Raw genomic sequence first — 23,410 nt, 5'->3', positions numbered from 1 at the left:
AGAAAAAGCTAATGTTATGAGAAAATATTTAAGAAATATCACAGTCGGTGCCGCTCTATTGTTACTGGCAGGAAGCTGTACCGATAAATTTGAGGAGTATAATACGAATCAATATCAAATTCATGATGCAGACCCTGCTACTTTGATGAAGTCTATGATTGAAACAATTGTGAATATTCAGCAGAATGACTCTCAAATGCAGGATCAGATGGTGGGACAGTTAGGTGGCTATCTATGCTGTTCTAACACATGGAGTGGTACAAACTTCAGTACATTCAATCAGAGCGACGCCTGGAATGCCACCCCTTGGAACACTCCGTTTGAAAAAATATACGGAAACTTTTTCCAGATACAGGAAGCAACTAATTCTACCGGACATTATTATGCTTTCGCCTGCATGATACGTGCCATAACGATGCTTCGCGTTGCAGATTGTTATGGACCGATGCCTTACAGCCAAGTAAAGAAGGGGAATTTCTATGTATCTTATGATACCCAGGAACAGGTCTATACTAATATATTAAGTGATTTAGCCAATGCAGCTGATGTTTTGTACAACTATTATGTAGAAACAAATGGTAATGCCCCATTGGGAGCCAATGATCCGGTTTTCGATGGAAATTATTCAGGCTGGGCTAAGCTAGCCAATTCAATGCGTTTACGTGTTGCAATGCGAATCAGCGGAACATGGCCAAGCATTGCTCAAGAGGCAGCTGAAGCAGCAGTAACACATAAGGCAGGATTGATTGAAAGTAACTCGGATAATGCTATGCTTTCTTGTGGCACACAAAGTAATCCATATCAACTGGCAGCTGTAAGTTGGGGTGATCTGCGTGTGAATGCAAATATTGTAGACTATATGAATGCATATGACGATCCACGTATGCCGAAGTTCTTTAATAAGTCTACCCTTACCGGAAAAACAGATGAATATGTAGGTATGCGTACTGGAGATGCTGATTTTAAAAAGGCAGACGCAGCGGGATTCTCTATTCCTGCATATACGGCAACTTCTAAATTAATGGTTTTCTGTGCTGCAGAAACGGCTTTTTTACGTGCAGAAGGAAAATTGCGTGGTTGGAATGTCGGTTCTAAAACAGCAAAAGCCTATTATGAAGATGGCATTAATTTGTCAATGGAACAGTATCAGGTTTCAGCCACTGAATACTTGAAGATTGACGAGGCTCCTGTCGTATCACATGAAAGTGATGCTGTGCAAAATGCTACTGCTACAATTACCAATACAGTAAGTGTGATGTGGGATGACAACGAGGCTGATAACGTAAATGGAAAAAATTTCCAACGTGTCATTACTCAAAAATGGATCGCCAATTATCCATTAGGATTGGAAGCATGGGCTGAATATCGTCGTACAGGTTATCCGGAACTTTATCCTTGCATTGACAATCTATCTGATTGTGGTGTGAGCAGCCAACGCGGTATGCGTCGTCTAAGCTTCCCTTATACAGAGGCACAAAACAATAAAGCCAATTATGATCAGGGAGTAGCAGAACTTGACGGTGCTGATAATGAAGCTACTGACTTGAAGTGGGCTAAGAAGAACTAATTTATATAATGCATAAAAAGGACTTTTATGAAGAAAATTTATTTATTATACATTGTACTCATATCACTGGCAACGACCTCATTGATCGGTTGCAGTGACTGGACGGAGTCGGAAGCAAAAACTTTTCCCGAATCGATCGTATCGGATGAATATTATGCGGCCTTGCGTGCCTATAAGCAGACAGATCACCAAGTTGCCTTTGGCTGGTTTGGCGGCTGGAGTGGTGAAGGTGCTTTTATGAAAAGCTCTCTAGCTGGTATTCCGGATAGCGTAGATATTGTTTCTATTTGGGATAATGGAACAAATCTTTCTGAAGCTCAACGCAAGGATATGGCTTTTTGCCAGAACATGAAAGGTACAAAAATTATATACTGTTCAATTATCGGTGGTGTAGGAGACAAACTGACTCCACAGAACATACTGGATAATTGGAAAGAAATGGGATATAATAGTAAACAGGAAGCTATTAATGATTTTTGGGGATACCCGTCAGACGAGAGTAATATAGAAGCAGTAGAAACTTCAATCCGCAAATATGCAAAAGCGATTGTAGATACTTTAAATCTATATGGTTATGATGGATTTGATATAGATTACGAACCAGTGGCCGGACCCTACACCGGAAATATTGTCAATTCAGATGAACATTTGTTTTTCTTTATTGACGAATTAGGCAAGTATCTGGGACCGAAATCCGGGACTGGAAAACTATTGGTCATTGATGGTGAACCTCAAAGAATTAGTACCAAACCTGAAATTGGGACTTACTTTGATTATTTCATTATTCAAGCCTATAATCCGGGTGGTGATTCTAATTTGGATGGAAGACTTATTGATGGTAACGTATGGGGACCGGCATTAATAGCTACTTTTAATGGGGTGATGAGTGAGGAAGAAATCACCAGAAGAACTATAATGACTGAAAACTTCGAAGCGACCGATGCTGCGATGGATGGCGGTTATCCCTATACCGACCGTTATGGGAATAGTATGAAATCTTTGGAAGGCATGGCACGTTGGCAGCCTAGAAATGGTTTCCGTAAAGGTGGGGTAGGAACTTATCACATGGAAGCAGAATTTGGTACTTCACCGGAATATAAGAATATACGTCGTGCCATCCAGATTATGAATCCATCATCACATTCATTACTTAAAAATTAATGTAAACTATGAAACGTATGAATTATATAAGAACTTTATACTTCTCTGCAATTATAGCAGGCTTAGGAAGTATGGTAAGTTGCGGAGATGCGAAATATGATGCTTTAGACACACATGCTTATATTGAAGAAGCACTTTCAAGTACAAGCCAAAAAGTAACTGTACAAGCCTCTGGCGAAAGTTTTACTACTCTAAATGTGCATCTTAGCAATCTTTCTTCTACAGACAACCATTATAAGTTGGTCACGGACCAATCTGTATTGGATGCTTATAACCACATTAATGGAACCGGATATATAATGTTGCCCGAAGGATATTATACACTACCGGAAACTATTACAGTGAAAGCCGGACAGTATGCCACTGATGCCCTCTCTATTGCCTTGAAAGCTTTTAGCCAAGAAATGATGAAGTCAGGAGAATCATATGCGCTGCCTGTAAAACTTGTATTGCAGGATGGAAGCATTTCACCAATGGAAAATACCGGAACTTTTGTTATTTTAGCTGAAAGTATTATTGAGTTTTCAGCCCCGATGTTTACCGGTTCTGCTAATTTAACTTCTAATAAATATGCAGAATCATCTGAAACGTATGCACAATATACGATAGAGGTTCGTTTTCAAGTAAGTAATATGAATAATCGAAATCGTGCTATTTTTAGTAATGGTAACGGTGATGCCCTGAATAATATCTTGTTGCGTTTTGAAGACCCGCAGTCTGATAATGAAAATTTCAAGGCTCATTCATTAGTACAAGTTGTGGGTCGTAATAGTCTTTATTTGAATCCAAGCAATTCTTTTAAGCCTAATGAATGGCAACATCTAGCTCTAGTATGCGATGGTTCATCTTACCGTCTTTATATTAACGGAATAGATTCAGGTGTCTTGAGTATTCCATCGGGACCCACTATTTTTTCCAGTATAAGTTGGTTTTCTGCCGATACATGGTGGAGTGGTTGTAAGATCTTGATGAGCGAAGCACGTATTTGGTCTGTAGTTCGTTCCGCTTCTCAAATTCAGAATAACATGACTCAAGTTAGCCCAAAATCTGTGGGTCTGGAAGCTTATTGGCGATTCAATGAAGGACAAGGCAATGTATTCGAAGATGCAACCGGCAAAGGTCATACTTTGACTACTTCTGTTACTCCTACCTGGATTGACGGTATTTTATCTACAGATAAATCTACCGAATGGAAATAGTAATAATTTAATCGTATGTACATATGAAAAATATATTTCAATCACTATCAATAGCAACTCTACTCGGCTTGTTTGTACCGTTCATTTCGTCCTGTAGCGATGATGAAGAAGTTTTTAACGAGTGGAATGCTACGTATGTGTCTCTACAGAGAAATGACTACTTATCGGGGAATGTAAAAAAGTTCAATCTGACTCATGATGCGAATGGAATCGGAGGAGATGAAATTAAGATGGCTTTTACTGTAAAAACACAGAAAGCAGTCTCTACAGATATCGTTATCACATTAAGTGCAAAAAGTGAAACAGAAGGGCTTGACGCAAGCCAGATCGTTTTAAGTTCCTCACAGGTTACTCTCAAAGAAGGACAGATGACTTCTGAAGAAATCACAGCAACGGTTGATCCGACGATATTTGCCAGTATCATGGAAAAAACAAGTTTCTCTTTCAGTGTCTCAATCAGTAATGTAACGACCAATGATAAGAACACTGTTATTAGCAGTAGCTTAAGTACATTACCTGCCATTATTAATAAAGCTGCCTACTGCAATCTAAAAAGTGGTACTCCTGACAATAGCCAACTTATCAATAATCGTGCAGGTTGGATTATTAATGTAGAAGAAGGAGTAGAAGGCGCACCCAATAATTTAATCGATGGCAAGACTGGAACTGACGTTGCTCTAAATAATAAAGGATTCTGGTTTACCGTTGATTTAGGAGAAACTAAGCTTTTAACAGGTATCAAAACGAATCATTGGGGATATGCATTTGCTCCTAGAGAAGTGGAAATATTACAGTCTGAAAATGGTACGACATGGAAATCATTGAGTTCATTAACAATACCCAGTAATAGTACACAAAATATTACGTTCATCTCTCCTATTACTACGCGGTATCTGAAATATCAGATTATCACTATCTCTACAAACGGTCGTACGGATGTTACAGAATTTAATGTTTACGAACCCAAAAGTGAATAAACATAATGAATAGATAACATAGAAATGATAGAATAAAGGGTAACCCATTGGATTACCCTTTTTCTTAGAAACATACCTCACAAACATACAGGTCAGTCCGAAAACCACGCTTTAGTTCAAACCCGTACCGATTTGAACTAATTCATTGTGTAGGAGTTTAAACTAAACATTACATAATAAAAAAACTACCTATCATGCTATCATTTATTTTAGTAATATTCTAATTATCAAAAGAATAAGTATGATAGATAACTCTAAAAAAATGTATCTATCATACTTTTACCAGTAAAAACGGGTTATCTATCATCTACAAAATAGCCGTATAAATATTCTATAATAAGCATAAGACGGCTTGTTTTTGTCACAATGAAACTATATAAATCCGAATATCGCAGCTCAAAAATCCCACTTAAACGGCGATAAGTTTATAGCCCACAAGTGTGGGCTGTATAGCCTGCATATGTAGGCTGTATGGTTTACATGCGTGGGCTGTACGGCACACACTTGTGAACTATAGAAATACTGCCGCTCCCCATAGATAATTAAGCTGTCAAATACTGGTTATCATCCTAATAAAGTGTGCATTCGTATGTCTTTAAATGGATTATCTCACCTAATGCTACACTAAAACAGATACAGTACAGGAATGATAGATGTCCCTTTTTGCTGATAAAAGTATGATAGATACATTTTTTTAGAGCTATCTATCATACTTATTCTTTTGATAATTAGAATATTATTAAAATGAATGATAGTATGATAGATATTTTTCCACTATGTATGACCGAATCCGTACAGTTTCACTCATTTTCGCACTGTTTCATTCATTTCCGTACCGTTATGAGTGAAATTATAAATAAGGAATTAGGCACGGATTTCACGGTTTTAGCGTAGTGAGTGCGCAAAGCTACCGTGTAATCCGCGTAATCCGTGCCTAAATTTATGATCTGTTTAATTCAAAACGGTACAGTTTTGAGCATAATTGTGATATGTATTCAGCGACAAAAAAACTTTATTATCTTATTTCTTCATCATCCGGACAATCCGTCCGTCTTTCTTGTAAGAGAAATGATTGGTATGCATTAATACATTCAGTATTTCATCAGCAGTGCTATCAGTAGAGAATTCACCGGTAAACCGTTCTGATTTCAATGTTTCATCCTTATAGATAAATTTGATGTCGTACAACTTCTCCATAATATTGGTTATTTCCAATAAAGATTGTTGCTTAAATTCCAACTTGCCATTAATCCAGAGAAGCACATCTGTAGGCTGGTTATATTCAATTAACTCCGCTTGATAAGTATCCGTATTCACATTCAATGTCTGTCCCGGTTTCAACAAATAGCCATTCTCTTCCGTTCGCGGAGAATCTACCCGTACCAGTCCTTGAAGCAAGGTAGTCACTACCCTATTCTCATCTTGGCGTGCACGCACATTAAATTTCGTACCAAGCACACAAGTCTTGATTTGCTTACTATTTACTATAAATGGAGCATGTTTATCATGAGACACTTCAAAATAGGCTTCACCCGACAAATCGATTTGACGATCCGAACTCCAGAAAGAATTATGATAAACTATTTTTGAAGATGCATTCAGCCATACCTTACTACCATCCGGCAACACAGTCTGCGCTCTCTGTCCGGCAGCAGTTATCACCTCATAATCCGAAAGCTTATTAGAAAGTAATCCCCAGGCAATTCCACCGGCAAAAACGAGTCCGGTAAGAAAAGCAGCCGCCACAGTTGCATAACGTCCCCAACGGATCGAGATACTTTTCCGCTTAGCCTTTTTCTCCTTTTCTCTGATAGCTGATTTAAATTGCTCCAATGACGCCTCTGTATCTACAGTATTCATCACCGCTATACGCTCACCTACAAAAAAAGTGTAATAAAGTTGCTCCAAAGCTTTCCGGTTTTCCGGTCCTTCCTCGCACCAAGCCTCCACCCGAGCAGCTTCTTCATCATTACATTCGCCTTGCAGGTAATTCACCAAGATAGTTTCATCCATGCTCTTTTATCTTTTTACAAAAAAAACTATAATACCTTTGTAGTAATACAGTTGTGAGTACAAATATACTAAAGAGAAAAAGAAAAAAATATTTTTTCTCGCATTTTTATTTCATTTATCTACTTCTTTCATTATTTTTGTCTTACATAAATTAAAAGAGAATGTCACAATCTCCGATATATTTGGATATTAATAATAATAAGTCCGTTATCACTGCCCTAAAAGCAGGAGAAGAAAAAGTTTTTGACGTCGTCTACAGACATTATTTCCGTAGGCTATGTGCTTTTTGTTCCCAATATGTAGGCGAGCAGGAAGAAATAGAGGAGATTGTACAAGAAACGATGATGTGGCTGTGGGAAAATCGTTGTACTCTTATGGAAGAGCTGACACTCAAAACACTTCTTTTCACAATTGTCAAGAACAAAGCTCTCAACCGTCTTTCCCATTTTGAGATCAAACGAAAAGTTCATCAGGAAATCGTTGATAAATATGATAGTGAGTTCAATAACCCGGACTTCTATTTGAGTGATGAGCTTTTCCGTTTATATGAAGAAGCACTAAAAAAACTTCCGAAAGAATATCTCGAAGCTTACGAGATGAACCGCAATCAACATCTGACGCATAAAGAAATTGCCGAGAAGCTGAATGTATCTCCACAAACGATTAATTACAGGATTGGACAAGCCTTAAAGTTATTACGAATAGCTTTAAAAGACTATCTACCCTTATTCATACTTATTTTCGGACCTAATTTTTTCGAACAATCATGAAATCAAAATTCGTATTTAGTAGTTCAAGCCTGTTTATCGGACTTTTTCTTTTCTTCTTCACTGAAAACGTGTGTTCACAAGAATCCGCAGATAACTGGACTCTTAAACAAGCCCGTCAATGGACACAAAAACAAGAATGGGCGAACGGATTGAAGGCAATGCCTCATAAAACGACCGATTATCAGGAATTTGCGTCACAATATCATAAGAACAAGAAAGTATGGGACAAGACTTTCCAATGGCTAGCTACCCACGACCTTGTGAATATGCCTGCCGGACGATACGAAGTGGATGGCGAACATTGTTACATCAATGTACAGGATGCAACAACGCAAGATGTCAGTAAACGTAAAATCGAAGCACACCGCCATGGTATTGATCTGCAATATGTAGTAAAAGGCACCGAACGTTTCGGAATTACTTCAGCAGAATATGCAGAGCCTATCACTGAATACAAACCGGATGTTACTTTCTACAAAGCCAAGAAAATAAAATATGTAGATTCCACTCCGGATACATTCTTCATGTTCTTCCCCAAAAACTTCCATCAGGCATTGGTAAAAGCTGGGAAAGAACCGGAGGACATACGGGTCATTGTTGCTAAAATCAAATATATCCCATAAACAGAAACATGAGTGAACTTTTAGTCTATAAAGCCTCCGCAGGTTCGGGTAAGACATTTACCTTAGCAGTGGAATATATCAAACTGTTAATTCTCAATCCCCGCGCCTACCGGCAAATTCTCGCTGTCACCTTTACCAATAAAGCAACAGCAGAAATGAAAGAACGTATTCTTAGTCAGCTTTACGGCATACAGATAGGCGATAAAGATTCCGAAGCCTACCTCAACCGAATTAAAGAAGAGACAGGAAAAACCGAACAGGAGATACGGGAAGCGGCAGGCGTCGCCCTTAGCTATATGCTGCATGATTACAGCCGGTTCAGGGTAGAGACTATCGACTCATTTTTTCAATCTGTCATGCGCAATCTCGCACGGGAACTGGAACTTAGCCCGAATCTGAATATCGAGTTAAATAACACCGAAGTTCTTAGCGACGCTGTAGATAGCATGATTGAGAAACTAGGACCCACTTCTCCCGTCCTCGCATGGTTGCTCGATTATATCAACGAGCGGATTGCCGATGATAAACGTTGGAACGTGTCGGACGAAGTAAAAAGTTTCGGACGCAATATTTTCGATGAAGGTTATATTGAAAAGGGAGAAGGACTCCGGCAACGGTTACGAAACCCGGATACCATCAAAGAGTATCGCAAGCAACTGAAAGCTCTGGAAACGGAAATACTGGAGCAAATGAAAGGATTCTACGACCAATTCGAAGGAGAACTGGACGGACACGCACTGACTGCCGATGATCTGAAAAACGGTTCACGCGGAATCGGAAGTTATTTTCGTAAACTTAATAATGGTATTTTAGGCAATGATATCCGTAATGCCACAGTAGAAAAATGTCTGGAAGACGCAAAGAACTGGGCAACCAAGACTTCTCCCCGCTACGCGGACATCATTAATTTAGCCAACTCCAGTCTCATGCAAATTCTGGAAGATGCTGAAAAGTTACGTTCCAAGAATAATTTGTTACTGAATAGTTGCCGATTATCCCTGCAACATCTCAACAAAGTGCAACTCCTCGCCAATATCGATGAAGAAGTACGTCAGTTGAATCACGACAACAATCGTTTTCTATTATCAGATACGAATGCCCTGCTCCATCAACTGGTGAAAGACGGTGACTCTTCTTTTGTATTCGAAAAGATAGGAACGAATATCCATAACGTCATGATAGATGAGTTTCAGGATACCAGCCGGATGCAATGGGGAAATTTCAAATTGCTCTTACTGGAAGGATTGTCTCAAGGAGCAGACAGTTTGATTGTAGGAGACGTTAAACAATCCATTTATCGTTGGCGAAATGGCGATTGGGGAATTCTCAACAGCCTGAATGACCACATCGAACATTTCCCGATCCGCGTCAAGACACTGGCTACCAACCGGAGAAGTGAAACCAATGTGATCCGGTTTAATAACCAAATCTTTACAGCTGCCGCCAACTATCTGAACGGAGTATATAAGCAACAGTTAGGCAAGGATTGTGAGGATCTGCAGAAAGCCTATGCCGACGTTGTGCAGGAATCTCCACGAAGTACAGAAAAAGGATATGTAAAAGTCTCTTTTCTCGAACCCGACGAAGAACATGATTATACCGAACAGACATTAATTAGTCTGGGAGAAGAAGTAAAACATCTCCTCACCTCCGGAGTACGACTTAATGATATAGCCATCCTGGTACGGAAAAATAAAAGTATTCCCCGAATCGCCGATTACTTCGATAAGGAGCTACATTATAAAGTGGTATCAGACGAAGCCTTCCGTCTGGACGCCTCTCTTGCCGTTTGTATGATGCTGGATGCACTGCGATTCCTTTCCGATGAAAACAATAAAATAGCACGTGCCCAACTGGCCGTAGCCTATCAAAACGAGGTTTTACAGAAAGGACTGGATTGGAATACTCTCCTACTCCTCCCTGCCGGGAATTATCTTCCCGCAGCTTTTCTTGAAAAGATAAAGGAACTAAGGCTAATGCCTCTCTATGAGCTTTTAGAAGAACTTTTCAGCATATTCGAGATGAATCTTATTAAAGATCAGGATGCCTATTTATTCGCTTTCTTTGATGCCGTGACCGATTATCTGCAAAGCAATTCTTCCGAGCTGGACGGATTCATCCGGTATTGGGACGAAACATTATGCAGTAAAACAATTCCAAGTGGAGAAGTAGAAGGTATCCGGATTTTCTCCATACACAAATCCAAAGGATTGGAATTCCATACCGTGCTCCTTCCTTTCTGCGACTGGAAGCTGGAGAATGAAACCAATAATCAGCTTGTATGGTGTGCCCCGCAAACAGCACCGTTCAATGCATTGGATATTCTTCCTATTAACTATTCCACCCAAATGGCTGAATCGATTTATGGTAACGACTACCTGCAAGAGCGTCTTCAACTTTGGGTAGATAACCTCAATCTACTATACGTTGCTTTTACCCGCGCAGGGAAAAACCTTATTATCTGGAGTAGAAAAAGCCAGAAAGGCACCATGTCCGAACTATTGGCAAACACCCTACCGATAGTAGCCCAAGAAGAAGGGATTGACTGGGAAGAAGACTGTTACGAGCAAGGGAAACTGTGCCCTTCAGAAGAAGAAAGAAGAAAGACATCCACAAACAAGCTAACCCAGAAACCAAAAAAACTCCCTATCCGAATGGAATCCATGCGGCATGATATTGAATTTCGTCAGTCCAACCGCTCTGCTGACTTCATTCAGGGCATTGAAGAAGAAGATTCGGACGACCGCTTTATCAACCGCGGACGCATGTTACATACTTTATTTTCTGTCATCGAAACGGCAGAAGATATCGATCCGGCCATCGAACGGCTTATTTTTGAAGGAGTTATCAGAAATGATGAGAAAGAGAAGGTGGCTCGTGAAGTTGCAAAGAAAGCTTTTTCTTCCCCTGAAATTCAAGATTGGTATTCCGGAAAATGGACGCTGTTTAATGAATGTGCTATTATCTATAAAGAAAAAGGAGTTTTGCAAACCCGTCGTCCGGACCGTGTAATGATGAAAGACGATCAGGTTGTTGTAGTCGATTTCAAGTTTGGTAAGGAAAATCCTAAATATAACAAACAAGTGAAAGGATATATGCAACTTCTTACCAAGATGGGATATAAAAATATCACCGGCTATTTGTGGTATGTGGATGAAGAAAAAATAGAAAAAGTATGAAAGCTGTTCCTCTCATCGGCATTGCCCGCCATCGACTAACGATTGACGGTGAAGGAGTTACAACATTAGTTGCTTTCCATGGCTGTCCGTTGCGTTGCAAATATTGTCTCAATCCAACCTCTCTACAACCTGATGGCGTTTGGGAGAGATATGATTGTAACCAACTCTACGAGGAAGTACGTAAAGACGAACTTTACTTTCTGGCGAGCTGCGGAGGAGTCACATTTGGAGGTGGAGAACCATTATTGCAAAACGAGTTCATCCGGCAGTTTCGCCAACTTTGCGGACCGGAATGGAGAATCACTGTCGAAACGTCTCTCAATGTTCCACTACAAAATGTAGAAGAGTTGATTTCTATTGTAGATAATTATATCGTCGACATCAAAGACATGAATAATGACATTTATCAGCGATATACCGAAAAAGGTAATGAAAGGGTTTTATGCAATCTCCGGTATTTAATCGAAGAAGGCAAAGCCGGGAAAATTATCATTCGGACACCGCTCATTCCTTCTTATAATACAGAGAAAGATGTAGACTACAGCATAGAGCTTTTGAAAGAAATGGGAATCACCCAATTCGACCGATTCACCTATAAAACCCCTAATGATTAATGCCATGGCACGAGGAAAACAAACCTGTAAAATTTTAAAAGAGATTCGTCGGCAAATAGCCGAAGCGAATGATATTGAATTCATCACTTCTGAATGTCAGTATCAGGGAGATTGTTTGGGTACTTGCCCCAAATGCGAAGCTGAAGTTCGATATTTGGAGCAACAACTTGAGCGAAAACGCCGTGTAGGTAAGGCCATCACTCTGTTTGGACTATCAACTGGCATACTTACAATAATACCTCCTACTTCATTGAACGCAGAAACACTACAATGCCCTAAAATGAATTGGACCATTACTGTTGACAGCCTGATACAAGAAAAAGACATGAAAGGGGAAGCTCCCTTTTATGGTCCGGAGAAGCTACCGGAATTTCCCGGAGGAACAGAAAAATTTATAGAATTTCTGAAAGAAAATCTTCGTTATTCAGAAATAGATAGTATTGCTAATAATACATATACTGATGTACAATTCACTATAGATCATGACGGACAAGTTATCAACCCAAAGATTACTCGCAAGATACATCCCAAAGTTGAAGCTGAAATATTAAGAGTCATGTCTCTCATTCCTCGTTGGACACCCGGCATGTTGGCAAATGAGACAGTACAAGTGACATACAATCTGATGCTCTCATTCAGTGCGATGTATGGCCCAGAATTGAAAATCACTTATACTCGTATAAACTATCCTGACGTTTACGAGAAAGTACCTGTTATGCCTGATTTTCCTGAAGGCCAGCAAGCTCTCATGGAATTTCTTGCAAAAAAAATTCAATACCCTAATACAGGAACAGAAGGTAATGGTGTACAGGGGCGTACTATTATTCAGTTCATCGTTGATAAAGAAGGAAATGTAGTCAAGCCAAAAGTTTTACGTGGCGTAGATCCTTATCTGGATAAAGAAGCTTTACGCGTCATTAATCAAATGCCTAAATGGAAACCGGGAGAACTGGAAGATGGTACTAAAGTTGCTGTTTATTTCACTGTTCCTGTTATGTTCCGACTACAATAAATATATGAATTAGAAAAAACTTAATCAATATGCAATCATTTCTCCAACTAGTCGCTCATGATTTATATACCAAGATAGGAAACGACCTGTCACGTACAGCACTCATTTTCCCTAATAAACGTGCTAACTTGTTCTTCAATGAATATTTAGCAGGAGAATCCGATCAACCGATCTGGTCACCAGCCGCCATGAGTATCAGCGACCTGTTTCAGAAACTATCCGTACAGAAAAGTGGTGATCCTATTCGATTGGTATGCGAACTTTATAAAGTGTTCAAAGAGGAAACACAGAGTCAGGAAACATTGGACGATTTCTACTTCTGGGGAGAGTTGTTGATTAGTGATTTTGATGATGTAGATAAAAATATGGTCGATGCCGACAAATTATTCAGTAATCTACAAGATTTGAAAAATCTGATGGACGACTATGAATTCCTTGACAAAGAGCAGGAAGAAGCCATACAACAGTTTTTTCAGAATTTCTCCATTGAAAAACGGACCGAACTAAAAGAAAAATTTATTTCCCTTTGGGACAAGCTAGGTACTATCTACCATCGTTACCGGGCGAACCTGACAGAGTTAGGCATTGCTTACGAAGGCATGCTCTACCGGAACGTGATCGAACAACTTGATACTGACCAACTCAAATACGACAAATACATATTTGTCGGGTTCAATGTATTGAACAAAGTAGAAAATGACTTTTTCAGAAAACTGAAAGATGCGGGCAAAGCACTCTTCTATTGGGACTATGATATTTTCTACACCCAACAAATCAAAAAACATGAGGCCGGAGAATTCCTGAAACGTAATCTCGGGGAATTTCCGAACGAACTCCCGGAAAGCTTTTTCAACACCTTCAAAGAACCGAAGAAAATACGATCTATTTCCGCTTCTACCGAGAATGCCCAGACACGTTTCCTTCCCGAATGGATTAAGGCGATAACAAACGATCATTCGCAAATTGCCATAGAAAAGGAAAAAGAAAATGCCGTAGTGCTTTGTAATGAAGCTCTGCTTCTCCCCGTGCTTCATTCCATTCCACAGGAAGTGAAAAACGTCAATATCACCATGGGATTCCCATTGGCACAAACTCCCGTTTATAGCTTTATCAATGCCGCAATGGAATTGCAAACCAATGGTTACCGCTCCGACACCGGCCGATTCACTTACGAGGCAGTATCTGCTATATTGAAACATCCCTATACCCGGCAATTATCATCTCATGCCACTCCCCTGGAACATGAGCTGACCCAAACCAACCGTTTTTATCCACTTCCATCGGAACTTAAACAAGATGATTTTTTAGCTACCCTCTTCACTCCCCGTAATGGTATAAGAGAGCTATGCGATTACCTGATTGAATTAATCAAAAACATTTCAACCATTTATCGCAAAGAAGGAGAATACAATGATATTTTCAATCAACTATATAGAGAATCGCTCTTTCAAAGCCATACCAAAATCAACCGTCTCTACAGTTTGATTGAAAGTGGAGAGTTAAATATACGCACCGATACTCTGAAACGACTGATTACCAAAGTACTGACATCTTCCAATATTCCTTTCCACGGAGAACCGGCTATCGGAATGCAAGTCATGGGAGTATTGGAAACACGTAATCTGGACTTCCGGAATCTCATTATATTGTCTCTCAACGAAGGACAACTTCCAAAATCCGGAGGAGATTCCTCTTTTATTCCCTATAATCTCCGGAAAGCATTCGGCATGACCACTATCGAACACAAAAATGCAGTGTATGCCTACTACTTTTATCGACTGATACAACGGGCAGAGAATATCACGCTACTCTACAATACTTCTTCGGACGGTCTCAACCGTGGAGAAGAATCCCGTTTCATGCTGCAATTACTTGTAGAAGGTCCGCATGATATCACTCGCGAGTATCTGGAAGCCGGACAATCTCCGCAAAGTACCCAAGAGATACGAGTAGAAAAAACACCTGAAGTACTAAGACGACTCTATCGTGCTTACGATAGCACTAATCCAAATTCAGTGATTCTCTCTCCTTCCGCCCTTAATGCTTATCTGGATTGCCGGTTGAGATTCTACTACCGCTATGTAGCGGGCTTGAAAACACCGGACGAAGTTAGTGCAGAAATTGATTCCGCCCTATTCGGAACCATTTTCCACCTCTCCGCCCAATTGGCATACACCGATCTGACCGCAGCCGGAAAAACGATACAGAAAGAAGATATCGAACGCTTATTACGCAATGAAGTGAAGCTACAAAACTACGTTGACCAAGCTTTCAAAGAAGAATTATTCAAGGTCTCTCCCGAAGAAAAACCGGAATATAACGGCATACAACTTATCAACTCCAAAGTAATTGTTTCCTATCTGAAACAATTGCTGCGCAACGACCTTTTATATACTCCTTTCGAAATGGTCGCTATGGAAAAGAGAGTTTCAGAAGAGATAACTATACAAACAGGACAAGGACCGTTCACTCTCCGTCTGGGTGGCACAATAGACCGTATGGATGCAAAAGAAAGTACCCTGCGGATTGTTGACTACAAAACAGGAGGAAGTCCTAAAATACCTGCTAATATCGGCCAACTGTTCACCCCATCGGAAACACGCCCGAACTATATCTTCCAGACTTTTCTGTATGCCGCTATCATGAGCCGGAAACAATCATTAATGGTAGCTCCTGCCCTACTCTACATTCACCGGGCAGCATCGGAAAGCTATTCGCCTGTTATCGAAATGGGAGAACCCCGTAAACCCAAAATACCGGTAAACAACTTTGCTTTCTTTGAAGATGAATTCCGCGAACGCCTGCAAGCATTATTAGAAGAAATATTCAACGAAGAAGAGCCTTTCACGCAGACAGAAGATACTAAAAAATGTTCATATTGCGATTTTAAGGCTATCTGCAAACGATAGGCCGAAAACAGAGTATACCCAATAATAAGGGCACGATTTACATATTCATGCAAACCGTGCCCTTATTAATTCTAATCCGTATTATCTATAGTTATTCTTATTTCTCCAACAATGGGATTGAGAAACTAAATGTAGACCCGTCTCCCTTTTTTGAAGTAAACCACAGTTTACCGCCATTCTTGACAACAAAGTCCTGGCACAATAATAATCCGAGTCCCGAACCTTCCTCATTGTTTGTACCAAAGGTACTGAAATGAGTATCGGTATGCAACAACTTCTTCTGATTTTCATCATCGATACCGCAACCGCTGTCTTTCACACTTACGATTGCCATACCGTCTTCTTCTGCCAATGACACCACTACTTCCGAACCTTCATTGCTAAACTTAATCGCATTACTGATTAAATTACGGATCACAGTCTTAATCATGTCAATATCAGCACGGACAGCCATATTTTCCACAGTCACATCCTGTACAATCTTAATATTCTTCAGACTGGCCACCATCGTAAAGATTTCGCTTACGCCCTCTACCACTTCTACCATATCAATATCCTGATAAACCACTTTCAGTTTACCAATCTGGCTCTTCGTCCATTTCAGCAGGTTATCAAGCAATGAGAATACATCTTCAGTTGTCTGATTGGCCATCGTTAGCAATTCATACATCTCCTCACCAATCGTTTCGCTTGGCAGATTCAGAATCAGCATATTCAATACCATCTTGATAGATCCCATAGGCGAACGCAAGTCATGCGCAATCACAGAGTAGAGCTTGTCACGTCCCATAATAGTCTTACGCAACTCTTCCGTTTGTGCAACAATGATTCTTTTCGCTGCGACTAACGAAATCTGGTGTGTCACACGAATAATCAGCTCTTCTTTGTTGAATGGCTTTGAGATAAAGTCGTTACCACCCACCTGAAATCCTTTGACGATATCCGCCGTACTGTTAAGAGCAGTCAGGAAGATAATGGGAATTTCAGCCATTTCGGGATCCGCTTTCATTTGTTGAGCCACCTCAAATCCACTGATATCCGGCATCATCACATCCAGCAATACTAGATCCGGATTTTCCTTCTTCACTTGTTCCAACGCCTGTGTCCCATTACCGGCAGTCACAATTTTGAATTTCTCGTTGGTCAAAAGTACCTTTAATAAAAGGACATTTGATATTACATCGTCCACAATAAGGACTTTATATTCGGAAGGATTAATTTCCATATTCATAATTTTCTTTTTTTATGCTTCAGACATTTTTAAAATATTCAATCATACGCTTCAGCCCCTCTTCCAGTTCAATGGTAGGCTGCCAACCCAGTTTCTCTTTAGCCAATGTAATATCCGGTTGTCGCTGTTTCGGATCATCATCCGGCAAAGACTTAAATACAATTTTCGAAGATGAGCCAGTCAGACTAATGATCCTTTCCGCCAGTCCCAACACCGGGAACTCATTCGGATTCCCCAAATTCACAGGTCCTGTAAACCCATCCTCCGTATTCATCATTCTTATCATTCCCTCAATCAAATCATCAATATATTGGAAACTACGTGTTTGTTTTCCATCACCATATATAGTTATATCCTCATTATTCAACGCTTGAAGAATAAAATTAGAAACAACCCGGCCGTCGTTCGGTAACATTCGCGGACCATATGTATTAAAAATACGGATAATCTTCACACGCACACTGTTCTGACGGTGATAATCCATAAATAACGTTTCTGCGCAACGCTTCCCCTCATCATAACAAGACCGGTAACCTACCGGATTCACATTCCCCCAGTAGCTTTCCGGTTGCGGATGAACGATCGGGTCTCCATATACCTCGCTCGTGGAAGCTTGCAAAATCTTGGCATCCAGCCTCATTGCTAATCCCAACATATTAATAGCCCCCATCACAGATGTTTTAGCTGTTTGAATCGGGTCATGTTGGTAATGGATAGGAGATGCGGGACATGCCAAATTATAGATTTCATCTACTTCTGCCGAATAAGGATAAGTGACATCATGCCTCACCACCTCAAAATGATGATTATCCATCAAATGAATGATATTATCTTTCGAACCCGTAAAAAAATTATCCAGGCATATCACGTCGTGACCTTCGTTTATAAGCCGAGTACAAAGATGAGAGCCTATAAAACCGGCTCCGCCACTTACCAATATTCTTTTCATTCTAAGTTTTTCTATTGTTTACTAAAGAGACGCTGTCTCTTCGTTTTGTTTATGGACACAAATGTAACCGATTTGCTTAAAATAAACAATTTTCGGAGAGGATATTTTAAAAAAAAGAAGATTTAAATAGTTTCAAATTCCGAAACAACTTGCCACAGTGAAATGTTTATAATACAAAAGTACATTTTATTTAGACTATTATGACGATAAATGACCCTAATACAAACCTGATAGAGGCGATGAAAGAAAAGCTTCCGGCAAAAGGTAAACTGGCAGATATACTAATGGATACACTATACATAGGCAAAGAAGCCGTATATAGAAGATTACGCGGCGAGGTACCTTTCACACTACAGGAAGCAGCCCTTGTTTCAAGGAAACTTGGCATATCGCTGGATAAGATTATAGGAACCAGCTTCAAATCGAATGCAATGTTCGACATAAACATCGTAGATTATGATGATCCGTTTGAAAGTTACTATAATATCTTATATAAATATGCATCATTGATCAATACGATGCAGGATGATCCGGAGTCTACCATGGGGACTTCTTCTAATATTATCCCCCAGACTTTCTATCTGAAATATGACCTTTTGGCAAAATTCCGTTTTTTCAAATGGATGTATCAAAACAAATATATTCAGTGCAACAATTTCGATGAACTGGAGATTCCGGTAAAATTACTCAATATCCAGAAAGACTATGTGGATATGACCCGTCATATTCATTCCATAGATTATATCTGGGACAGCATGATTTTCCAGCATCTCATCAATGATATCCAATACTTCTCTGATGTTCATCTCATTTCGGATGAAGCGAAAATGCAGATTAAAGAAGAGTTGTTTCTACTTACAGACGAATTGGAAGAACTCGCTATGCGAGGAAAAACCAAAGATGGCAATACAGTCCGTATCTATGTGTCTCACATCAATTTTGAGGCAACATACAGTTACGTGGAAACCAATTCGCTACAGCTTAGTCTGATACGCATTTATTCCATCAATTCTTTGACTACCCTGGACCATGAGATATTCCATAGTTTAAAAGAATGGATTCAGTCATTAAAGAAATTCTCTACCCTGATATCCGAAAGTGGTGAAATGCAACGTATCCATTTCTTTAAACAACAACGGGAAATCATTGATACTCTTTAATTTCCATTTTTTCGTAAAACAGAAGCAAATAAATTATAGAATTACAATAAATGAAAGTAGATAACCTCATTATCTACTTTTTTTCATTATATGCCCCCGCTCTTTTATTTTCTTTCCAATCAGAAAATAAGCATATAACTCATAGCCGTTTTTCCACACTAATCTTTCACTTACAAGCCTTAATTTTGCATAAAATGTATCACAGTGATTATTAATATTAAATGCGAGGAACAGACAATGAAAAATGGTATTCTAAATGAATTAATAACAGTTATGAAAGAGAGGGTTCCCAAAGGGCAAAATCTTGCCAGTAATTTGGCGGATATCCTATGTATGGGCAAAGAAGCTGTATACCGCAGACTTCGGGGTGAGGTGTCTTTTTCGATAGAAGAAGTAGCCATCATATCTCACAAATTGGGAATTTCTATCGATCAGGTAGTCGGCGATCACCATTCTAACAAGGTGACTTTCGACCTCAACCTGCATCATTCTTCTAATGCGATAGATAGCTATTACGAAATACTTAATCGTTATCTACAGATATTTGATTTTGTAAAAGAAGATAATAGCACGGAAATATATACAGCTTCCAACCTTTTACCTTTTACACTTTATTCTTCCTTCGAGAATCTGTCTAAGTTTCGTCTTAGCCGATGGATCTATCAGCACGGACAAATCAAGACTCCACACTCTTTGGCGGATATGCAGGTAGAGAAGAAAATCGTGCAGGCGCATAAGAAGTTGAGTGAAAGCGTGAAGCAATGTCCTAAAACCTTTTTTATCTGGGACACCAGTATTTTCCATTCTTTCGTCAATGAGATCAAGTACTTTGCCAGTTTGCATATGATTACCCCAAATGATGTAGCGAACCTGAAAGAAGAACTATATCAACTACTGACGTATATAGAAACGTTATCAAGTAAAGGTGAATTCGGCGAAGGACGGAAAGTGTATTTCTATTTATCCAATATAAACTTCGAAGCGACTTACAGCTACATCGAAAAACTGAACTACCAGATTAGTCTATTGCGGATATATTCGATCAATTCTATGGATTCACAAAGCCCGCATATCTGTCAGATGCAACGTGACTGGATTCTATCTTTGAAACGTCACTCCACTCTGATCTCGGAAAGCGGAGAAGCACAGCGTATCATATTTCTACAAAATCAAGAAAGTATAATTGATACCTTGTAAAAAAGAACCGGCTAAGTTAATTAACTTAGCCGGTTCTTTTTTTATCCCTTACTATACTTATGCATTCTTTCAGGGGTTTCTCTCTATTTGTTGATATTACAATTCTCCTTCTGTCTGCGAATAAACAGTCCATCCGTTAATCACGATTCTCATGGCAAGCCATGAATCAGAGATGAAGAAAACGATATGATAGTTACTTTGGCGATCAAAATATTCCTGCATTCCGATTTTCTTATCCTCCATATTAGTCATAGCAAGATAATCAATCAGATTAATATCGAATACCTTTTTTGCAGAAGATTTCTCCGTCACCACTAACCGGGTTTTCCGGTCCTTCATCAATCGCATCGTATTAAGGTCTACTGAAGCAGCAGCAGAATTCACCTGATCTCTGCGATAAGGCTGGAAGCTAAGCATATCATCCTCCAACAAAGAGTTATCATGCCCCAGATACCCATTGGATTCCCGAATCTCATAATCATAATCATCCACGTTGAGTTCCCAGTTATTGGTATAACCCTGGAATATAAAACGTACCCGTTTTGTATCCCTTATCAGGTTAACCGTCTCTGTCTGATGACTTTTTCCTGTAAAGTTTACATCGATAATCTCACCATACCAAAGCGTTTCCAACTCTTTATTGATGATAAGAGACTCTTCGCGTTTCAACTGCAATCTTAGATCGGAAATTGTAGAAACACCGGGAGTTAACGAAGTAATATCGTATGAATCACGTGCACCTGCCCATGCCATAAACTGATACTCGCCTACAGGCAATGCTACCTCCATCAGATAATTTCCCGTCGATAATGAACTTCCTTCTTCTGCCTGTTTAAATAAAAACTTTCCGTCCTTATTAAACACATAAAGCTCTACTTTATCAACCTGCGTATGGAAAGCGTCTGCAAATTCCATATTATAGTCATATTTGAACTTTACAAACAAACGGCATTCCGGCAAGTCTTCATTAAAGTTATCACAAGAAGTCATTATCCAGGAGCTAATGATGAGAATCCCGAAGGTGACATGGCGTACAAGGCTTTTTAGGTTCATATTTCTATTCTTCTAATTCTATCAAACTATAAAGTTTTCTATTGTTTGTTTTCTATTTTCTATTGTTTGTTTTGAAGGTAAAGAGAGTGTCCCCTCTTTACCTCAAATTATATTAAAACAATGAATTTCATATTATAGTGGTTCAACTTGACTGTACCAAGTCCATGGATTAACCTCAATCTTGATAGACAAGTAACGGTCTTCTTCTTCATCCGGTGCACTAGGATCCGGATCGGGGATGATTGGATATCCCGGATTATTTATTTTATTTACAGTAATATCATAAACAGAGTTACGAACGACACCAAACTCACCCAACTTATTCATGATGGTAGGACTATCATCATGCTTAATCATGACTTTATAGTAACAAATACCTTCTGAATAGTATTCAACACCTTTCAGGTTCTTGCCCCCTTTACTTGCTGTTGAAATTTGGGTAGCAAGATTGCTAAACTCCAGTGTAAGTTCCTCTGCCATTTCTTCTGCTGTTTTAGCATCATCCTTATCAGCAGGAATCGTTACTTGGGTATTAAGAAGTGCGTTTATATACTCATTATAAGAATCTGTGATATCCGTAGCATATTCAGACGGTTTACCATGTTTATATTTACCGACCAATTCTTTTTCAATATAAGTCAATATCGAAGCTTGAGTATAGAATATACCATTCATGTTAAACCAATCCGTTCCATTAGCTAAAGTCACCTTTGAACCATCCTCGTTAGTAATAGTAGTAGGAGCATAACCTACTTTCAGTAATACCTGCGTTGTATAGGCATGTACATTGAAGTTTACAGCATCAGTTTGATTCTGTGTATTTTCAAGACAGTATTTAACAGACGTATTTACTTTATTCCAATCTATATCCTCTTTTTTAGTAGCAGATGACACATAAAAATAGTTGCCAGCATACACCGTTTGATCATCATCATCCCATGCGCCAATGTCATTGACTACCCCAAAATTCGGATCTATTCTGTACGAACCGAGACTATACTGGTCATAAGGAGTCCATGTATTCATGGCTGTCTTCATTCTTTTTGATGCAGGATAGAATTTCTTGTTCGTCACGTTCAAATACCACTCTGTTTCATCCGAGTCTATAGTTGCCGTTTCACTAAGTTCTTCACCACTGTCAGGTTTCACATATACCCGCACTTTTGCCGATATACGGTCAATTCTAATTGCCAGAGGAGAGCTTGTTGCTGCTGTTGGCGTATTATACAAAGTCAATACTTCCGGATCTCCATTCGTTTTTGAAGGTTCCAGGTCACCTTTAGCATTTGTCATAACAAATCCGCCTGATTTTGCTACCCCAGTAGTCACCTCGGTTTCTGCCGTAAGCGTTATTACCTTATTTACATTCTCATAAGTATCACCTTCCTGAATGGTCCGACCCAGATTCTGCGGATTAGCAATAATCAATACAGCCTCCGAGCTAGAAGGTATTTTAAATGCATTTGTTCTGTTAGGCAGGTTATTGATGTCCTCTGTTCCAAAATCTATAATTTTCGTTACGATACTTGCATCAGTATGTCCATCAAAGAAAACCGCATAAACCTTAGTAATCGTACTTTCATCGGGCGTACCATTTTCTTGATTGGGGTTGTTCAATGCACGTGTTTTGGTTGATTGTACACTTAAAGCCACCCATGCATCTCCATCAGAGTTAGTTACATCAGTCCCGTTTTCCCCATCAGGAACGATGTCCTCATTACTACATGCTGCAAATGCAATAGCAGCAAGTGCCAGCATAAAAAAGTTTTTTTTCTTCATTGTTTTTTTACAATTTA

Annotated in this window: 17 protein-coding genes; 12 read left to right on the top strand and 5 right to left on the bottom strand. The window is 39.4% G+C overall.

Annotated features, from left to right (window positions below; genetic code table 11):
- Nucleotides 1–16 precede the first annotated feature (16 nt).
- The 4 genes from AB3G73_RS03830 to AB3G73_RS03815 are packed head-to-tail and all read left to right on the top strand — an operon-like array spanning nt 17 to nt 4,904.
- Nucleotides 17–1,567 (top strand): SusD/RagB family nutrient-binding outer membrane lipoprotein, encoded by a 1,551-nt coding sequence (locus AB3G73_RS03830; RefSeq protein WP_148366793.1) that lies wholly within the window; start codon nt 17–19, stop codon nt 1,565–1,567.
- A 27-nt stretch (nt 1,568–1,594) separates the two neighbouring features.
- On the top strand, nt 1,595–2,728 hold the full coding sequence (locus AB3G73_RS03825; protein ID WP_234132225.1) for a glycoside hydrolase family 18: 1,134 nt from the start codon (nt 1,595–1,597) through the stop codon (nt 2,726–2,728).
- Between the two features lie 8 nt (nt 2,729–2,736).
- A complete protein-coding gene (locus tag AB3G73_RS03820; RefSeq protein ID WP_148366795.1) occupies nt 2,737–3,927 on the top strand; it encodes a DUF1735 and LamG domain-containing protein in 1,191 nt (396 codons plus the stop codon).
- Nucleotides 3,928–3,950: 23 nt separating this feature from the next.
- Nucleotides 3,951–4,904, top strand: a complete 954-nt coding sequence (locus AB3G73_RS03815) for a DUF4999 domain-containing protein (RefSeq protein ID WP_148366796.1) — start codon at nt 3,951–3,953, stop codon at nt 4,902–4,904.
- 1,020 nt (nt 4,905–5,924) lie between these two features.
- Here AB3G73_RS03815 and AB3G73_RS03810 read toward each other — a convergent pair.
- Entirely contained in the window at nt 5,925–6,917 is a 993-nt protein-coding gene (locus tag AB3G73_RS03810; RefSeq protein ID WP_297284596.1) for a FecR family protein, read from the bottom strand.
- A gap of 161 nt (nt 6,918–7,078) precedes the next feature.
- On the opposite strand from AB3G73_RS03810, the gene AB3G73_RS03805 reads away from it, so the two are divergent.
- The 6 genes from AB3G73_RS03805 to AB3G73_RS03780 are packed head-to-tail and all read left to right on the top strand — an operon-like array spanning nt 7,079 to nt 16,024.
- A complete protein-coding gene (locus AB3G73_RS03805; RefSeq protein ID WP_234132227.1) occupies nt 7,079–7,687 on the top strand; it encodes an RNA polymerase sigma-70 factor in 609 nt (202 codons plus the stop codon).
- A complete protein-coding gene (locus AB3G73_RS03800) occupies nt 7,684–8,310 on the top strand; it encodes a YhcH/YjgK/YiaL family protein (RefSeq protein ID WP_367742889.1) in 627 nt (208 codons plus the stop codon). Before AB3G73_RS03805 ends, AB3G73_RS03800 begins: the two co-directional genes overlap by 4 nt.
- An 8-nt stretch (nt 8,311–8,318) precedes the next feature.
- Nucleotides 8,319–11,489 (top strand): UvrD-helicase domain-containing protein, encoded by a 3,171-nt coding sequence (locus AB3G73_RS03795; RefSeq protein ID WP_367742884.1) that lies wholly within the window; start codon nt 8,319–8,321, stop codon nt 11,487–11,489.
- Nucleotides 11,486–12,103 carry a radical SAM protein gene (locus AB3G73_RS03790; RefSeq protein ID WP_148367171.1) on the top strand — a complete coding sequence of 206 codons (618 nt, stop codon included), beginning with the start codon at nt 11,486–11,488 and terminating at the stop codon, nt 12,101–12,103. The genes AB3G73_RS03795 and AB3G73_RS03790 overlap by 4 nt, the downstream gene beginning before the upstream one ends.
- Nucleotides 12,096–13,115 carry an energy transducer TonB gene (locus AB3G73_RS03785; RefSeq protein WP_322019230.1) on the top strand — a complete coding sequence of 340 codons (1,020 nt, stop codon included), beginning with the start codon at nt 12,096–12,098 and terminating at the stop codon, nt 13,113–13,115. Before AB3G73_RS03790 ends, AB3G73_RS03785 begins: the two co-directional genes overlap by 8 nt.
- Nucleotides 13,116–13,144: 29 nt before the next feature.
- Nucleotides 13,145–16,024, top strand: coding sequence for a PD-(D/E)XK nuclease family protein (locus AB3G73_RS03780; protein ID WP_367742876.1), 2,880 nt, complete (start codon nt 13,145–13,147; stop codon nt 16,022–16,024).
- A gap of 97 nt (nt 16,025–16,121) precedes the next feature.
- On the opposite strand, the gene AB3G73_RS03775 is transcribed toward AB3G73_RS03780, so the two are convergent.
- Nucleotides 16,122–17,255, bottom strand: a complete 1,134-nt coding sequence (locus AB3G73_RS03775; RefSeq protein ID WP_148367175.1) for a hybrid sensor histidine kinase/response regulator — start codon at nt 17,253–17,255, stop codon at nt 16,122–16,124.
- A 19-nt stretch (nt 17,256–17,274) separates the two neighbouring features.
- The gene (locus tag AB3G73_RS03770; RefSeq protein WP_148367176.1) at nt 17,275–18,204 is read right to left on the bottom strand and encodes a UDP-glucuronic acid decarboxylase family protein; all 930 of its coding nucleotides are present in this window, start codon (nt 18,202–18,204) and stop codon (nt 17,275–17,277) included.
- Nucleotides 18,205–18,404: 200 nt separating this feature from the next.
- Here AB3G73_RS03770 and AB3G73_RS03765 point away from each other — a divergent pair, with 200 nt between their 5' ends.
- Both AB3G73_RS03765 and AB3G73_RS03760 read left to right on the top strand, forming a co-directional pair.
- Nucleotides 18,405–19,364: a hypothetical protein gene (locus AB3G73_RS03765; protein WP_148367177.1), complete on the top strand. Its 960-nt coding sequence runs from the start codon at nt 18,405–18,407 to the stop codon at nt 19,362–19,364.
- A 237-nt stretch (nt 19,365–19,601) separates the two neighbouring features.
- A complete protein-coding gene (locus AB3G73_RS03760) occupies nt 19,602–20,561 on the top strand; it encodes a hypothetical protein (RefSeq protein WP_195649788.1) in 960 nt (319 codons plus the stop codon).
- 96 nt (nt 20,562–20,657) lie between these two features.
- Here the strand turns inward: AB3G73_RS03760 and AB3G73_RS03755 are convergent, their stop codons facing one another.
- Nucleotides 20,658–21,614 (bottom strand): FimB/Mfa2 family fimbrial subunit, encoded by a 957-nt coding sequence (locus AB3G73_RS03755; RefSeq protein WP_258980500.1) that lies wholly within the window; start codon nt 21,612–21,614, stop codon nt 20,658–20,660.
- 132 nt (nt 21,615–21,746) lie between these two features.
- The gene (locus tag AB3G73_RS03750) at nt 21,747–23,393 is read right to left on the bottom strand and encodes an Mfa1 family fimbria major subunit (RefSeq protein ID WP_148367181.1); all 1,647 of its coding nucleotides are present in this window, start codon (nt 23,391–23,393) and stop codon (nt 21,747–21,749) included.
- Between the last annotated feature and the right edge of the window lie 17 nt (nt 23,394–23,410).

Source organism: Bacteroides sp. L008 (assembly GCF_040812255.1).
Taxonomy (GTDB): Bacteria; Bacteroidota; Bacteroidia; order Bacteroidales; family Bacteroidaceae; genus Bacteroides; species Bacteroides vicugnae.
This window is presented reverse-complemented; position numbering and strand designations above follow the sequence as displayed.

Coding starts and splice junctions, on each gene's coding strand:
- AB3G73_RS03830 (WP_148366793.1), top strand. CDS start 17: ATGAGAAAATATTTAAGAAATATCACAGTCGGTGCCGCTCTATTGTTA.
- AB3G73_RS03825 (WP_234132225.1), top strand. CDS start 1,595: ATGAAGAAAATTTATTTATTATACATTGTACTCATATCACTGGCAACG.
- AB3G73_RS03820 (WP_148366795.1), top strand. CDS start 2,737: ATGAAACGTATGAATTATATAAGAACTTTATACTTCTCTGCAATTATA.
- AB3G73_RS03815 (WP_148366796.1), top strand. CDS start 3,951: ATGAAAAATATATTTCAATCACTATCAATAGCAACTCTACTCGGCTTG.
- AB3G73_RS03810 (WP_297284596.1), bottom strand. CDS start 6,917: ATGGATGAAACTATCTTGGTGAATTACCTGCAAGGCGAATGTAATGAT.
- AB3G73_RS03805 (WP_234132227.1), top strand. CDS start 7,079: ATGTCACAATCTCCGATATATTTGGATATTAATAATAATAAGTCCGTT.
- AB3G73_RS03800 (WP_367742889.1), top strand. CDS start 7,684: ATGAAATCAAAATTCGTATTTAGTAGTTCAAGCCTGTTTATCGGACTT.
- AB3G73_RS03795 (WP_367742884.1), top strand. CDS start 8,319: ATGAGTGAACTTTTAGTCTATAAAGCCTCCGCAGGTTCGGGTAAGACA.
- AB3G73_RS03790 (WP_148367171.1), top strand. CDS start 11,486: ATGAAAGCTGTTCCTCTCATCGGCATTGCCCGCCATCGACTAACGATT.
- AB3G73_RS03785 (WP_322019230.1), top strand. CDS start 12,096: ATGATTAATGCCATGGCACGAGGAAAACAAACCTGTAAAATTTTAAAA.
- AB3G73_RS03780 (WP_367742876.1), top strand. CDS start 13,145: ATGCAATCATTTCTCCAACTAGTCGCTCATGATTTATATACCAAGATA.
- AB3G73_RS03775 (WP_148367175.1), bottom strand. CDS start 17,255: ATGAATATGGAAATTAATCCTTCCGAATATAAAGTCCTTATTGTGGAC.
- AB3G73_RS03770 (WP_148367176.1), bottom strand. CDS start 18,204: ATGAAAAGAATATTGGTAAGTGGCGGAGCCGGTTTTATAGGCTCTCAT.
- AB3G73_RS03765 (WP_148367177.1), top strand. CDS start 18,405: ATGACGATAAATGACCCTAATACAAACCTGATAGAGGCGATGAAAGAA.
- AB3G73_RS03760 (WP_195649788.1), top strand. CDS start 19,602: ATGAAAAATGGTATTCTAAATGAATTAATAACAGTTATGAAAGAGAGG.
- AB3G73_RS03755 (WP_258980500.1), bottom strand. CDS start 21,614: ATGAACCTAAAAAGCCTTGTACGCCATGTCACCTTCGGGATTCTCATC.
- AB3G73_RS03750 (WP_148367181.1), bottom strand. CDS start 23,393: ATGAAGAAAAAAAACTTTTTTATGCTGGCACTTGCTGCTATTGCATTT.